At 75.6% G+C, this 14072-nt stretch carries 10 protein-coding genes; 8 read left to right on the top strand and 2 right to left on the bottom strand.

What is annotated here, in order from left to right; genetic code table 11:
- Nucleotides 1-168 precede the first annotated feature (168 nt).
- The 5 genes from GYH36_RS17455 (at nucleotide 169) to GYH36_RS17435 (ending at nucleotide 6227) form a co-directional block, all read left to right on the top strand.
- Nucleotides 169-1293 (top strand): carbohydrate ABC transporter permease, encoded by a 1125-nt coding sequence (locus GYH36_RS17455; RefSeq protein ID WP_024839416.1) that lies wholly within the window; start codon nucleotides 169-171, stop codon nucleotides 1291-1293.
- Nucleotides 1290-2210: a carbohydrate ABC transporter permease gene (locus GYH36_RS17450; protein WP_024839417.1), complete on the top strand. Its 921-nt coding sequence runs from the start codon at nucleotides 1290-1292 to the stop codon at nucleotides 2208-2210. The genes GYH36_RS17455 and GYH36_RS17450 overlap by 4 nt, the downstream gene beginning before the upstream one ends.
- Nucleotides 2211-2346: 136 nt before the next feature.
- Complete coding sequence (locus tag GYH36_RS17445; protein WP_162290504.1) at nucleotides 2347-3900, top strand: glycoside hydrolase family 1 protein; 1554 nt, start codon at nucleotides 2347-2349, stop codon at nucleotides 3898-3900.
- Nucleotides 3901-3966: 66 nt separating this feature from the next.
- On the top strand, nucleotides 3967-4983 hold the full coding sequence (locus tag GYH36_RS17440) for a LacI family DNA-binding transcriptional regulator (RefSeq protein WP_024839419.1): 1017 nt from the start codon (nucleotides 3967-3969) through the stop codon (nucleotides 4981-4983).
- Between the two features lie 44 nt (nucleotides 4984-5027).
- Entirely contained in the window at nucleotides 5028-6227 is a 1200-nt protein-coding gene (locus GYH36_RS17435) for a DNA glycosylase AlkZ-like family protein (protein WP_162290503.1), read from the top strand.
- Between the two features lie 2 nt (nucleotides 6228-6229).
- Here the strand turns inward: GYH36_RS17435 and GYH36_RS17430 are convergent, their stop codons facing one another.
- Nucleotides 6230-9757, bottom strand: a complete 3528-nt coding sequence (locus GYH36_RS17430; protein ID WP_162290502.1) for a proline dehydrogenase family protein — start codon at nucleotides 9755-9757, stop codon at nucleotides 6230-6232.
- A gap of 53 nt (nucleotides 9758-9810) precedes the next feature.
- Here GYH36_RS17430 and GYH36_RS17425 point away from each other — a divergent pair, with 53 nt between their 5' ends.
- From GYH36_RS17425 to GYH36_RS17415, 3 genes are all read left to right on the top strand, one after another.
- A complete protein-coding gene (locus GYH36_RS17425; protein ID WP_162290501.1) occupies nucleotides 9811-10560 on the top strand; it encodes a helix-turn-helix transcriptional regulator in 750 nt (249 codons plus the stop codon).
- An 89-nt stretch (nucleotides 10561-10649) separates the two neighbouring features.
- Complete coding sequence (locus tag GYH36_RS17420; RefSeq protein ID WP_024839423.1) at nucleotides 10650-11444, top strand: aldo/keto reductase; 795 nt, start codon at nucleotides 10650-10652, stop codon at nucleotides 11442-11444.
- Between the two features lie 152 nt (nucleotides 11445-11596).
- The gene (locus GYH36_RS17415; protein WP_312028698.1) at nucleotides 11597-12955 is read left to right on the top strand and encodes a Glu/Leu/Phe/Val family dehydrogenase; all 1359 of its coding nucleotides are present in this window, start codon (nucleotides 11597-11599) and stop codon (nucleotides 12953-12955) included.
- Nucleotides 12956-13036: 81 nt separating this feature from the next.
- Here GYH36_RS17415 and GYH36_RS17410 read toward each other — a convergent pair whose 3' ends face one another.
- On the bottom strand, nucleotides 13037-13870 hold the full coding sequence (locus GYH36_RS17410) for a TspO-related membrane protein (RefSeq protein WP_162290500.1): 834 nt from the start codon (nucleotides 13868-13870) through the stop codon (nucleotides 13037-13039).
- Nucleotides 13871-14072 lie beyond the last annotated feature (202 nt).

The following is a 14072-nucleotide window of genomic DNA, read 5'->3' as shown; positions in this document are numbered from 1 at the left end:
CGGCCTCGGTGACACACTCCGCCCCCCCCCCCCCCCGGCGGGGGGGGGGGGCGGGCGGGGGGGGGGGGGCCCCCCCCCCCCCCCCCCCCGGCCCCCGCTCGCGTCCGCACGCCGGACGCGGCTCCCGTGGAACCCGCAGCCACCCAGACACCAGCCCAGGAACCCCACATGGCCGTCCTCACGCCCACCCAGCCCTCGCCCGGGCTCAGCGGGCCGACCCCGCGCACGCCGCGCCGCGTCGGCTTCTCCCAGCGCCTCAGCCGCTGGGACGTCAAGCTCTCGCCCTACCTCTACATCTCGCCGTTCTTCGTCCTGTTCGCGGTCACGGGCCTCTTCCCGCTCGTGTACACCGCCGTGGTCTCGGTCTACGACTGGAACCTGCTCGGCGGCCAGGGCGACTTCGTCGGCCTGCAGAACTACACCGACGTGCTCGCGCAGCCCACGTTCTGGAAGTCCCTGCGCAACACCGTCTCGATCTTCCTGCTGTCCTCGGTGCCCCAGGTGATCGCCGCCATCGCGATCGCCGCGCTCCTCGACCAGAACCTGCGCGCCGCGACGTTCTGGCGCATGGGCGTCCTGCTGCCGTACGTCGTGGCTCCCGTCGCGGTCTCGATGATCTTCGGCCGCCTGTTCGCCGACCAGTACGGGCTCATCAACGAGCTGCTCGGCCTGGTGGGCATCGACCCGATCCGCTGGCACGCCGACGCGCTCGCGAGCCACGTCGCGATCGCCTCGATGGTCAACTTCCGCTGGACCGGCTACAACGCCCTGATCTTCCTCGCCGCGATGCAGGCCGTGCCGCGCGAGCTGTACGAGGCCGCGATCATCGACGGCGCCGGGCGCGTGCGCCAGTTCTTCTCCGTCACCGTGCCGCAGATCCGCGCGACGATCATCTTCGTCGTCATCACGTCGACGATCGGCGGCCTGCAGATCTTCGACGAGCCGCGCATGTTCGACGCGCAGGGCCTGGGCGGCGCGGACCGCCAGTGGATGACGACCGTGCTCTACCTCTACGACGTCGCGTGGGGCAACCAGAAGAACTTCGGCCGCGCCGCCGCCGTCGCGTGGCTGCTGTTCCTCCTCATCATCCTCATCGGGATCGTCAACTTCCTCGTCACGCGGCGGATCGCCACGTCCACCGCGCAGCCCAGGCCGCCGCGCTGGGTGCGCCGCCGCCACGAGGCGAGCAAGCGCTTGCGCGCCGAGGGCGCCATGAACGCCCAGCGCGCCGCCGCGGGCACCGAGGCGTCCGTCCCGACCGCCGCCAGCACGACCGACCGGAGGAAGCGATGAGCTCCGTCCCCGTCATCGCCCAGACCGCCGGCCCGGGCGCGGCCCGCGCCGCCGCCCGACGCCGCAGCGCCGGGAAGAACGTCGGCGGCACGCAGCGCCGCCCGCGCTGGGTCACGTACACGATCCTCGGGATCGTCCTGCTGATCTCGGTGTTCCCGCTGTACTTCACCCTGATCCTCGGGTCGTCCACGCCGGAGGAGATCTCGCGCAGCGCGCTCCCGCAGCTCCTGCCGGACGCGAGCCTGTTCGACCGGTTCGCCGACGTCATGGGCTCCGAGGCGATCAACTTCTGGAAGGCCGCCTGGAACTCGGTCGTCATCGCGGTGCTCACGTCGCTGTCGGTCGTGCTCTTCTCGACGCTCGCGGGCTTCTCGTTCGCGAAGCTCCGGTTCCGCGGGCGCGGGCCGCTGCTCGTCTTCGTCATCGCGACGATGGCGGTGCCGACGCAGCTCGGCGTGATCCCGATGTACATCCTCATGTCCGACCTCGGGTGGATCGGCAAGCTCCAGGCCGTCATCGTGCCCGCGCTCGTCACGGCGTTCGGCGTGTTCTGGATGACGCAGTACCTCGGCGAGGCGCTGCCGTACGAGCTCATCGAGGCGGCCCGCGTGGACGGCGCGTCGATGATCCGCACCTTCTGGTCGATCGCGCTGCCCGCGGCGCGCCCGGCCGCGGCGATGCTCGGCCTGTTCACGTTCGTGCAGCAGTGGACGAACTTCTTCTGGCCGTCCATCGTGCTCAACCAGAACAACCCGACGCTGCCGCTCGTCGTGCGGTCCCTCCAGGCGAACTTCTTCGTCGACTACTCGCTCGTCATGGCGGGGATCTTCCTCGTGACGCTGCCGCTCATCGTCATCTTCATCTTCACCGGCCGCCAGCTCGTGGCGGGCATCATGCAGGGCGCCGTCAAGGGCTGACGCCCGGCGCCGCAGCGCGGCGGTCCGCGTGCCGGCACCCCGGCACGCGGACCCGCCGTGCCCCGACCGTCCCGCGGGGCGGGCCCCACCGGCCCGTCCGCGTGCCACACCCCGACCTCTCGGAGGACAATCGACCATGACCAGCTTCGTCCCGTCCGCGCCCCTCCCCCCGAACCCGGCGACCGCGACCGGACGCGTCGAGATGCCCGAGGGCTTCCTCTGGGGCGCCGCGACGGCCGCGTTCCAGATCGAGGGCGCCGGGCACACCGACGGCCGTCGGGACTCCGTATGGGACGCGTTCGCGCGCGTGCCGGGCGCCGTCGTGAACGGGGACGACGGCATGGTCGCGTGCGACCACTACCACCGGTACCGCGAGGACGTGGCGCTCCTGCGCGACCTGAACCTCGGCGCCTACCGGTTCTCGACGTCGTGGGCGCGCGTGCGCCCCGACGGCGGCGCGCCCAACCCGGCAGGTCTCGCGTTCTACGACCGGCTCGTGGACGAGCTCCTCGAGGCCGACGTCCTGCCCTGGCTGACGCTGTACCACTGGGACCTGCCGCAGGCGCTCGAGGAGAAGGGCGGCTGGACGTCGCGCGACACGGCGTACCTCTTCGCCGAGTACGCGGTGACGATGCACGAGGCGCTCGGCGACCGCGTCGGCGTGTGGACCACGCTCAACGAGCCGTGGTGCTCCGCGTTCCTCGGGTACACCGCGGGCGTCCACGCCCCGGGCCGGCAGTCGCGCGAGGACGGCCTCGCGGCGGCGCACCACCTCCTGCTCGGTCACGGCCTCGCGGTCCAGGCGCTGCGCGAGCGCGCGCCGGAGGCGAACCTCGGCCTGACCCTGAACTTCACGGTCGCCGACCCGGTCGACCCGCAGGACCCGGCCGACGTCGACGCGGCGCGCCGCATCGACGGGCAGTTCAACCGGATCTTCCTCGACCCCGTGTTCCACGGCGAGTACCCCGCGGACGTCCTCGAGGACGTCGCACCGTACGGTCTGCTCGACCACGTCAAGGACGGCGACCTCGAGATCATCTCGACCCCGATCGACACGCTGGGCGTCAACTACTACAACGGCGGCGCGGTCTCCGCGCACCCCCAGGCCGAGACGCCGGGCACGGCCGGCGGCACGCGCCCCGAGGGCGTGCGCGACGAGCCCGACGCCGAGGCACCGGTGCGCGCGACGTCGTCGCCCTACCCCGCGGCGGACGGCGTGCACGGCCACTCGCGCGGCCTGCCCCTCACGGACATGGGCTGGGAGGTGCAGCCGGAGGGGCTCACGCGCCTGCTGACCCGCCTCCAGCGGGACTTCACCGGGCCGCGCGGCGTCGCGATGTACATCACCGAGAACGGCGCGGCCTACCCGGACCGGGTGGAGGCGGACGGCTCGGTCGACGACCAGGACCGTCTGGCGTTCATCGACGCGCACCTGCGCGCCACGCGCGACGCGATCGACGCGGGCGCGGACGTGCGGGGGTACTTCGCGTGGTCGCTCCTGGACAACTTCGAGTGGGCCCTCGGCTACACGAAGCGGTTCGGGATCGTGCGCGTCGACTACGAGACGCAGGAGCGCACGGTCAAGGCGAGCGGCGCGTGGTACGCGCAGGTCGCGCGCGACAACGCGGTCCCGGCGCGTCCCGCCCCGGTCGCGGACGCCGCCCCGGCCGCGGGCACCGTGGCGGAGTGAGGCGGGGGTGAGGACACGGTGAGCGGGGCGGTGCGGTCCGGCGCACGTGCGCGGGATAATGGTCTGATGAACAGCCTGCGCTCCGCGCCGACCCTGGACGAGGTGGCCCAGACGGCGGGCGTCTCGCGCTCGACCGCGTCGCGCGCCATCAACGGCGGTCTGCGCGTGTCGCCCGAGGCCCAGGCCGCGGTCGACGCCGCCGTCGCCCAGCTCGGCTACACGCCCAACCGCGCCGCCCGCTCGCTCGTCACACGCCGCACCGACTCGATCGCCCTCGTGGTCCCCGAGCCGGACGAGCGGATCCTCACCGACCCGTTCCTCGCGGGCACGATGCGCGGCGTCAGCGCGGCGCTGGGCGGCACCGACCTGCAGCTCGTGCTGCTCTTCGCCCGGCCCGACGAGCAGCCGGGCCGCATCGTCCGGTACCTCAGCAGCGGGCACGTCGACGGCGCGATCGTCGCGTCGCACCACCGTGACGACGAGCTCGAGGAGGCGCTGCTCGCGGCCCGCCTGCCGGCGGTCTTCGTGGGGCGGCCGTTCCGCCCGACGCCGGACCTGCTCTACGTCGACGTGGACAACGTCGAGGGCGGTCGCCTCGCGGCGCGTCGCCTCGTCGCGGCGGGCCGGCGCCGCGTCGCGACGATCGCCGGCCCGCAGGACATGACGGCGGGCGTGGACCGCCTGGCGGGCTGGCGCGAGGTGCTGCGCGAGGAGGGGCTCGCCGACGACGCGGTCGAGATCGGCGACTTCGCGGTCGCGGGCGGCGCGGCCGCGATGGAGCGCCTCCTCGCCGCGCACCCCGACCTCGACGGCCTGTTCGTGGCGTCCGACCTCATGGCCGAGGGCGCGCTGCGCGTGCTCGCGGCCCACGGGCGCGACGTGCCGGGCGACGTGTCCGTCGTCGGGTTCGACAACCTCGCGAACGCGGCCACGACGTCGCCTCCGCTCACCACGGTCCAGAACCCGATGGTGGAGATGGTGCGCGGCGCGACCGACCTGCTGCTCGACCTCGTCGCCGGGCGCGGGGACGAGATCGCGTCGCAGGTGCTCGCGCCCGAGCTCGTCGAGCGCGACTCCGTCTGACCGCCCACCCGCGCGCGTGGGAGGCCGCTCGTAGCCTGGGGGTCATGAGCCTCTCCTCGTCGCTCGTCACGGCGTCGCGCGCGGACGTGCTCGCCGCACGCTGGCTCGCCCAGGAGCTCGACCGCGCGCCCGGGTCCGCGGCGTCGGCGTCCGACGTCGCGGCCCTCGACCTGGGCGTGCAGGACACCGGACCGGACGGTGCTGCCTGGGCGCTGGCCCTGCGCGGTGCGCCCGCCGTGGAGCCCGGCAGCCTCCCGGACGACCTGGCGCTCGTGTGGTCGCTGCGCGGGGCGCCGCACGTCTACCGCCGCGCCGACCTGGCGGAGGTCGCCGTCGCGACGGCCCCCTTCTCGGAGGCCGACGCCGCCAAGCGCGTCTTCGACGCGAGCCGCCCGCTGCGCGCCGCGGGGATCGCCGTGCTCGACGCGCTGCGCACGGAGGCGGACCTGGAGCGCGAGATCGTCGTCGAGCCGACCGTCAAGGGTGACCTCTCGACGCGGCTCACCGCGCGCCTGCCCGAGCCGCACCTGCGCTGGTGCCGTCCGTGCGGCGCGACGCACAGCTACGAGCAGACGTTCCGGCTCGCGGCGCTCCAGGCGGGCCTCGAGCTCGAGCCCGGCACGTCCCCGCCCGTGCTGCGCCGCGTGCCCGGCCTCGACCCGCCGCGGTACGGGCGGCTCGGGGACGAGGCCGTCCCGCGGCTCGACGTCGTGCGGGGCTACCTGCGGTTCTTCCCGGCCGCGAGCGTGCAGGACGTCGCGGCGTTCCTCGACGCGCCGGTCAAGGAGGTACGCGCCCGCTGGCCCGAGGACGCCGTGCGCGTCGACGTCCCCGACGCGGCAGCGGGCGGGGACCGGCCGGCGGAGCGCTGGGCCCTCGCCGACGACGCCGAGCGCCTCCCGGGAGCGGCGGAGCGCGTGCGCGACGCGCGGGGCGCCGACGGTGCGCCGGTCGTCCGGCTCGTCGGCCCGTACGACCTGGCGCTGCAGCTGCGCGACCGCGCGACGCTCGTCCCGGACGACGCGCGCGCCAAGGACCTGTGGCGCGTGCTCGGGCGTCCCGGAGCGGTGCTCGCGGACGGCGAGGTCGTCGGCACGTGGCGCCCGCGCACGTCGGGGCGCCGGCTCACGGTGCGCGTCGACCCGTGGACCGGGTGGGACGCACGGCTCACGGACGCCGTCGCGGAGCAGGCAGAGCGCCTGCGCGCGTTCCGCGGGGCGGCGTCCGTGAGCGTGTCCGGCTAGCGTCAGTCGCGCACGTGGCCGTAGCGGTGCCGGGTGCGGCTCACGGCCTGCTCGCGCAGCACGGTGAGCAGCTCGCGCCGCCCGCTCGCGACCACGGGGTGGTCCAGGACGGTCACGTCGCCCACGCGCTCGGCCGCGGCCTCGCGCAGCCCGGGCGCCGAGCCGACGACGCGCACGCGCCCGCGCACGGTGCCGCCCGCGACCCGGCGCGCGAGCTCCTCGTCGCTCACCGCGGCGTCACCCGTGCTCGGCACGACGACGACCGGCACGCCCGCGGTCCGCGCGGCGTGCAGCACGCGCTCGACCTCGACGGGCCGCGCGTCGGCGCCGACCCGCACCGTGAGGAGGTCGACGGGCCGGTAGCGGAACACGTTCGACTCGGCGCGCAGGCCCGAGGGGTCGTGCTCCACGGAGAACTCCTGGTCCCACCAGCGGGCGTCGTCGGCGCACGCCCACGCGAGCCACGCGTCGGGCGACGTCTCGCGCGCGGGCGGCGCGTCGGCGTCGGCCACGCCGGGGTCGGCCTCCGCGTCGGTCCAGCGACCGAGCTGCGCCACGTAGTTCGGTCCGCCCGCCTTGGCGCCCGGCCCGACGACCGACTGCTTCCAGCCGCCGAACGACTGCCGCTGCACGATCGCGCCGGTGATGTGCCGGTTGACGTAGGCGTTGCCGACCTCGACGGCGTCGAGCCACCGCGCGACCTCGGCGTCGTCGAGGCTGTGGATCCCGCCGGTGAGGCCGAACGGCACGGCGTTCTGGAGCGCGATCGCGTCGTCGAGGGTCGCGGCCGTCATGATCCCGAGCACCGGGCCGAAGTACTCCGTGAGGTGAAACGGCGACCCGGGCGCGACGCCCTCCTTGAGGCCGGGCGTCCACAGGCGGCCGTCCAGGTCCGGCCCGCCGTCCAGCGGCCGCGGCCGCACGAGCCACGACTCCCCCGGCTCCAGGGTCGTCAGCGCGTGCAGCAGCTTGCCCGACGCGGGCTCCGTGAGCGGGCCCACGGTCGTCGAGACGTCGGTCGCGGGCCCGACGGCGAGCGATCGCACCGCGTCCACGAGCTGGCGCCGCACGCGCCGCCCGGTCTCGGTCCGCGGGTCCCCCGCCGAGCCGACGAGGATCGCGAGCGACGCCGCCGAGCACTTCTGCCCCGCGTGCCCGAACGCCGACCGCACGAGGTCCGCGACCGCGAGGTCGAGGTCCGCCGACGGCGTGACGACGAGCGCGTTCTTGCCCGACGTCTCGGCGAGCACCGGGCGCGACGGTCGCCACCGCGCGAACAGGCGCGCGGTCTCGATGGAGCCGGTGAGCACGACGCGCGCGACGTCGTCGTGCGTCACGAGGTGCGTGCCGAGGTCGTCGTCGGGCACGCGGACGTACTGCACGACGTCCGTCACCGAGACGGCGCCCAGCCCGGCGAAGTCCTGCGGTCCCGCCGCGACGGCGTCGCGCAGGCCCGCGTGGACCGCGTCCACGGCGACCTCCAGGCAGCGCGGGGCCGGCGGCGCGGGCTTCGCGAGCACGGCCGACCCGGCCGCGAGCGCCGCGAGGATCCCGCCCACGGGGATCGCGACGGGGAAGTTCCACGGCGGCGTGACGAGCGTGACGCCGTCGGGCGTGAAGCGCGCGCCGGGCACGCGGTCCAGCTCCTCGGCGGACCGCGCGTAGTACCGCGCGAAGTCGACGGCCTCGCTCACCTCGGGATCGGCCTCGGCGACGGTCTTGCCCGGCTCGTGCACCATCGCGGCGACGAGGTCCGTGCGCGCGGCCTCGAGCCGCCGGGCGACGGCGCGCAGCGCGGCGGCGCGGGCGGCCGGGGCGACCCGCGCCCACGCGGCGGTCGCGCGCACGGCGGTCGCGACGGCGTCGTCCACCTGGGCGGTCGTGGTGGGCTCGGGCGTGCGGACGGGCTCGTCCCCGGAGCCGGGACCGGTGACGCGGCGCGCCCACGCGCGCGACTCCTCGACCGCCGGGTCGGTGTCGGGTGCGTTGGCGAACCCGTCGGCCGGCGGCTCCTCGTGCGTGCGGGGGCGGCGGCGCGGGGCGACGTCGGCCTCCGTCCAGCGCACGCCGTGGCGCACCGACGCGCGGAACGCGGCCTCCTGCCGGTCCATCGGACTGGTCGGGGCCGCGCCGCCGGGCGCGAACATGGCGTGCAGGAAGTTCTGCTCGGCGGCGTTCTCCTCGAGGCGGCGCACGAGGTAGGAGATCGCGACGTCGAAGTCCTCGTCGCGCACGACCGGGGTGTACAGCACGACGCGTCCGCCGCGCCCGGCGTGCGGGCCGCTCTCGACGCGGTCGGCCGCGACCTCGTGGCGCACGGCGCGCGCCTCGCCGGGGGCCATGCCCTGGAGCATCTCGACGTCGAGCGCGTGGCTCACGCCGCGGGCGCGGCCGAGGAGCACGGCGAGCGCGACGTGGAACAGGTTGTGGCTCGCGACGCCGATGCGCACGGCGTCGGTCCGCGGGGCGCGCAGGGCGTGGTCGAGCAGGCGCACGTAGTTCGCGTCGACGTCGGGCTTGCTGGGGTACGGCGCCTGCGGCCACCCGTGCAGCTCGGCCTCGACGGCCTCCATCGCGAGGTTCGCGCCCTTGACGAGCCGCACCTTGACCGGCGCTCCCCCGGCGGCGACGCGCTCGGTCGCGAAGCGCGTCAGCCCGTCGAGTGCCCCGAGCGCGTCGGGCAGGTACGCCTGGAGCACGATCCCGGCCTCGAGGTCGCGCAGGTCGTCGTGCGCGAGCACCTCGCGGAAGACGGCCGTGGTCAGCGCGAGGTCCTTGTACTCCTCCATGTCGAGGTTGAGGAAGACGCCGTGGTCGCGCGCCGCCCGGTACAGGGGCAGCAGGCGCTCGACGACGCGCGCGCACGACCCGTCGAGGTCCCACGGGACGAGCTGCGACGCGACGGACGACACCTTGACCGAGACGTAGTCCACGTCGGGCCGCCGTACGAGCGCGATCGTGCGCTCGAGGCGCGCGTCGGCCTCGGCCTCGCCGAGCACCGCCTCGCCGAGGAGGTTGACGTTGAGCGCGTAGCCCTCGGCGCGCGTGCGGGCCAGGTGCGGGCCGAGGCCGCGACCGGCGTCGGCCACGAGGTGCCCGACGAGCTGGCGCAGGCGCACGCGCGCGGCGGGCACGACGACGCGCGGCAGCACGGGCGCGACGCGCGCCCCGACCCGCAGCAGGGTCCGGTCGACGGGCCCGAGGAACGAGCCGGCGCTGCCGGCGAGCTCACCGAGGCGGCCGAGCGCGTGGGCGGCGACGTGCACGTCCTGCGGCCGCGCCACGTCGTCGACGAACCGGACGGCGAGCTCGAGGCCCGCCGGGTCGGAGACGAGCGCGCCGAGCCGCTCGGCCGTGCGGCGGGCCCGCGCGTCGCCCGCGTCGTCCGCGGTGCTCGCGGCGAGCCAGCAGCGGGCGAGGGCCACCGCGTCCTCGACGAGGTCGTCCGGGGAGGTCTGGACCGGGGTGCGGGTCGGGTCGCCGGCGGCTCCGGGGGTGGGGAGCGGCCGTGCGGGCGCGTCGTTGCTCATCCTCCCAGGGTGCCCCGGGTCGCGCTGACTCGTCTTGTACGATCCGGGGCGACATGGCACCCGTCCGCGACAACCTGTGGCCCGAGGGCGTGGCGCTGCTCGCCGCGCTCAGCCCCGCGATGGTCGCGCTCATGGACGAGCTGCCGGACACGATGTTCTGCGCCAAGGACGTCACGGGGCGTTACGCCGCGGTCAACCCCGTGTTCGTCGCTCGCACGAACGAGCGCTCGCGCCGCGCGGTGCTCGGGCGCCGGGCGCGCGACCTGTTCGTGCCGCAGCTCGCCGAGCGCTACGAGCAGCAGGACGCCGAGGTCCTGCAGGGCCGGTCGCTGCGCGGCGAGCTCGAGCGCATCCGCCGGCTCGGCGGCACCTCGGGCTGGTTCCTCACGTCGAAGCTCCCCGTGCACGACGACGCCGGTCGCCTCGTGGGGATCGTGTCCGTCTCCCACGACCTGCGCGCGGGCGCGGCCGACGACGCGACGATGGGCTCGATGGCCGCGGTCGTCGCCGCGGTCGAGGCGGACCTCGGGGCGCGCTGGACGACGACGCGGCTCGCCGAGGCGGCCGGGGCCACGCCCGCGGTGCTCGACCGGCGCGTGCGGCGCGTGTACGGCCTCACGCCCCGCCAGCTCGTGCTGCGCACGCGGGTCGACCACGCGACGCGGCTGCTCGCCGGCACCACGCGGCCGATCGGCGACGTCGCGGCCGACATCGGCTTCTACGACCAGCCGTCGTTCACGCGGACGTTCGCGCGCCTCACGGGCGAGACGCCGGCGCAGTACCGGCGGCGCACGCGCCGCTGACGGCACCGTGCCGGGTCGCGCGCTCGTCGTGCGTGCGCCGGGCGGCCCCGCGGTGGCGAGCGACGCCGTCGCACGCGGAGACTGACGCCATGACCTCTACGAGCCCCTCCCCCGGAACCGTCCCGACCGTCGAGCTGCCCGGCGGCACGATGCCGCTCCTCGGCATCGGCACCTGGCAGTCGGAGGGCGACGACGCGTACCGCGCCGTGCGCCACGCGCTCGACGTCGGCTACCGGCACGTCGACACCGCCACCGGCTACGGCAACGAGTCGCAGGTGGGCCGCGCGCTCGCCGACTCGTCCGTGGACCGCGCCGACGTGTTCGTCACCACGAAGCTTCCGCCGGACGCAGCGGGCCGCGAGCGCGAGACGATCGAGGCGTCGCTGCGCGACCTCGGGACCGACTATGTGGACCTGTGGCTCATCCACTGGCCGCCGTCGGGCGAGGCGTCGCCGTGGGTCTGGGAGCAGTTCGTCGCGCTGCGCGACGAGGGCCTGGTCCGCTCGATCGGCGTGAGCAACTACTCGGTCGAGCAGGTCGACGTGCTCTCCGACCAGGTGGGCGAGACCCCGGCCGTCGACCAGATCCCGTGGAGCCCCGCCGACTACGACCACCGGATCGCGCACGAGCTCGCGCAGCGCGGCGTCGTGCTGGAGGGGTACAGCCCGTTCAAGCGCACCGACCTCGACGCGCCCGTGCTCGCCGAGGTGGCGGCCGCGCACGGCGTCACGCCCACCCAGGTCGTGCTGCGCTGGCACCTCGACCACGGGTTCGTCGTCATCCCGAAGTCGGTCACGCCCGAGCGCATCGAGGCGAACTTCCAGGTCACGGGCTTCTCCCTCACGCCGGACGAGCTCGCGGCGGTCGACGCGCTCGGCCGCTGAGCCGCACCCGCGCGCGACGCGCCGGGGCCGGGGCGCACCTGCGCCCGCGCGCCCCGGCGCGTGCCCGCCCGGCGAGCGCGCGCGTCGGCGGTAGCGTGGCCTCCGGTGCCGCACACCCCCGCGGCACCGGAGAACCTCGAACCGGAGGAACCGTGACGACGACGTCCGTGCCGCCCACCACCACGAGCGGCGAACCCGCCCCGACCGACCACCAGACCCGGACCGACCTCCCGCCCGGCGCCCGCCGCGCCCCCGACGGCGCGGCCCCGCCCGCGTCGGCCCTCGACACCGCGCACGCCCAGCTCGCGGGCGCGGTCGAGTTCCTCGGTTACGACGACGGTCTGCACGAGATGCTCGCGACCCCGCGTCGCGAGGTGAACGTGGCCGTGCCGCTGCGGCGCGACGACGGCCGCACCGTCCTCTTCCACGGCTACCGCGTGCAGCACAACGTCTCGCGCGGGCCGGGCAAGGGCGGCCTGCGCTACGCGCCGAGCGTCGACATCGACGAGGTCCGCGCGCTCGCCATGTGGATGACGTGGAAGTGCGCCCTCGTGGACCTGCCGTACGGCGGCGCGAAGGGCGGCGTCGCGATCGACCCGCGCTGCTACTCCGAGGCCGAGCTCGAGCGCGTCACGCGCCGCTACACGTCGGAGATCATGCCGGTGATCGGCCCGGAGCGGGACATCATGGCGCCCGACATGGGCACGAGCGAGCAGACCATGGCCTGGGTCATGGACACCTACTCGGTCAACCAGGGCTACACGATCCCGGCCGTCGTGACCGGCAAGCCGATCACCGTGGGCGGGTCGCTCGGGCGCACGACGGCGACGAGCGCCGGGGTCGTGCACGTCACCGCCGCGGCGCTCGACGAGGCGGGCGTGCCGCTGACCGACGTGCGCGTCGCCATCCAGGGCTTCGGCAAGGTCGGCTCGCACGCGGCCGCGATCTTCGCGGCCCGCGGGGCCCGCGTCGTCGCGGTCTCCGACCAGTACGGCGGGGTGCACGCCCCGGACGGGCTCGACGTGCGGGCGCTCGTCGAGCACGTCGCCGCGACGGGGAGCGTCGTGGGCTTCGACCGCGCGGACCCGGTGGACAACGACGCGCTCCTCGCGCTCGACGTCGACGTGCTCGTGCCGGCGGCCGTCGAGGGCGTGCTCGACGGCGACACGGCCCGCAGGGTGCGCGCGCGGTGGGTCGTCGAGGGCGCCAACGGCCCGACGACCGCCGAGGGCGACCGCGTGCTCGCGAAGAACGGCGTGACCGTCGTGCCGGACGTCCTCGCGAACGCGGGCGGCGTCGTCGTCTCCTACTTCGAGTGGGTGCAGGCCAACCAGGCGTACTGGTGGACGGCCGACGAGATCGGCGAGAAGCTCGAGCACCGCATGCTCCACGCGTACGAGGAGGTCGCCGCGCTCGCGCAACGCGAGGAGCTGAGCCTGCGCGACGCCGCGCTCGTCATCGGCGTCCAGCGCGTGGCGGAGGCGCACCAGATCCGCGGCCTGTACCCCTGACGGCCGGCGCCCCGCCCGCGCCCGGCGCGCCCCGCCGGGCACGGGCGGGGCCGGTCGGTCCGTGGGACGGCGGGGTCGTGGTCAGTCCGTGGGCCGGCGGGTCGCGGCGACGACGCCCGCGACGAGCGCGACGGCGGACGCCGCGACGGCCGCCCAGGCCACGGTCGTGTCGACGAGCGGGCCCTGGAACCGGGTCACCGCGATCCACGCGAGCCCCCACGACATCGCGAGCCCGATGCCGAGCGCGAGCGCACGGCGCCCGGCCGTGAACCGCGCCCACGCGACCGACAGCACGGCGGCCGCCGCGACGAGCACGACCGACCACCCCGTCGCACCGAGGCCGAGCTCACCCGCGCCCGCGTCCGCGAGCGCCGCGGCGACGTTCGCGAGCGTCGCGACGCTCACCCACCCCGTGTAGAGGCCGAGCGTGCCGTCGAGCACGACGGCCTGCGCGGTCGACTCGGGGCGCAGCCGCACGAGCCGCACCACGACCACGGCGTTGACGGCGAGCAGCGCCGCGATGACCACGACGCTCACCGGGACCCACCCGGCCTGGACCACGCCGATCCACGCGGCGTTGAGCACCATGGACGCGAGCACCCACCACGCGGTCGCGCGCAGGCGCGGGCTCGCCGCGTGCCGCGGCAGCACCTGGTAGACGGCGAACGCGAAGAGCCCGAGGTAGATCACGGACCAGATCCGGAACGCCGGGTTGTCGGGCGCGACGGGGGTCGCCTCGGCGGAGAGGGCACCGCCGGACGCGTCCTGGACCGCCGTGCCGCCGAAGGCTCCGGCCCCGAACGCGGCGGTGCCCGCCGCGACGAGGGCGCCGACGAGGACGACGACCTGGCGGACACGGTCGGACGGCGCGGGCGCGGGGACGGCGCCCGCCGGGACGGCGGCAGCTGAGGTCATGCCTCCACCGTCGCATCACTCAGCCTGCTGAGCATCTGGGCGACGTCCTCTGCCTGCCGCCGAGAACGACCCTGCTCGCCGCCGAGAACGAGGTTGGTGCCGTTATCCGCGGGATAAAGGCGCCAAACGCCGTATTGGCCCCGGGGCGGGCGGGGGGGTGGGGGGTCCCGCCACGGGCGGGCCGGCCGGCCCGGCGGTGAGG

Source organism: Cellulosimicrobium composti (assembly GCF_010287905.1).
GTDB classification, from domain to species: Bacteria; Actinomycetota; Actinomycetes; order Actinomycetales; family Cellulomonadaceae; genus Cellulosimicrobium; species Cellulosimicrobium composti.
Note: the sequence above shows the minus strand (reverse complement) of the source record. Positions and strands in the feature narration are given on the sequence as shown.

What these genes read in the sequence shown, in the direction of transcription:
- GYH36_RS17455 (WP_024839416.1), top strand. Translation starts at nt 169, where the DNA reads ATGGCCGTCCTCACGCCCACCCAGCCCTCGCCCGGGCTCAGCGGGCCG.
- GYH36_RS17450 (WP_024839417.1), top strand. Translation starts at nt 1,290, where the DNA reads ATGAGCTCCGTCCCCGTCATCGCCCAGACCGCCGGCCCGGGCGCGGCC.
- GYH36_RS17445 (WP_162290504.1), top strand. Translation starts at nt 2,347, where the DNA reads ATGACCAGCTTCGTCCCGTCCGCGCCCCTCCCCCCGAACCCGGCGACC.
- GYH36_RS17440 (WP_024839419.1), top strand. Translation starts at nt 3,967, where the DNA reads ATGAACAGCCTGCGCTCCGCGCCGACCCTGGACGAGGTGGCCCAGACG.
- GYH36_RS17435 (WP_162290503.1), top strand. Translation starts at nt 5,028, where the DNA reads ATGAGCCTCTCCTCGTCGCTCGTCACGGCGTCGCGCGCGGACGTGCTC.
- GYH36_RS17430 (WP_162290502.1), bottom strand. Translation starts at nt 9,757, where the DNA reads ATGAGCAACGACGCGCCCGCACGGCCGCTCCCCACCCCCGGAGCCGCC.
- GYH36_RS17425 (WP_162290501.1), top strand. Translation starts at nt 9,811, where the DNA reads ATGGCACCCGTCCGCGACAACCTGTGGCCCGAGGGCGTGGCGCTGCTC.
- GYH36_RS17420 (WP_024839423.1), top strand. Translation starts at nt 10,650, where the DNA reads ATGACCTCTACGAGCCCCTCCCCCGGAACCGTCCCGACCGTCGAGCTG.
- GYH36_RS17410 (WP_162290500.1), bottom strand. Translation starts at nt 13,870, where the DNA reads ATGACCTCAGCTGCCGCCGTCCCGGCGGGCGCCGTCCCCGCGCCCGCG.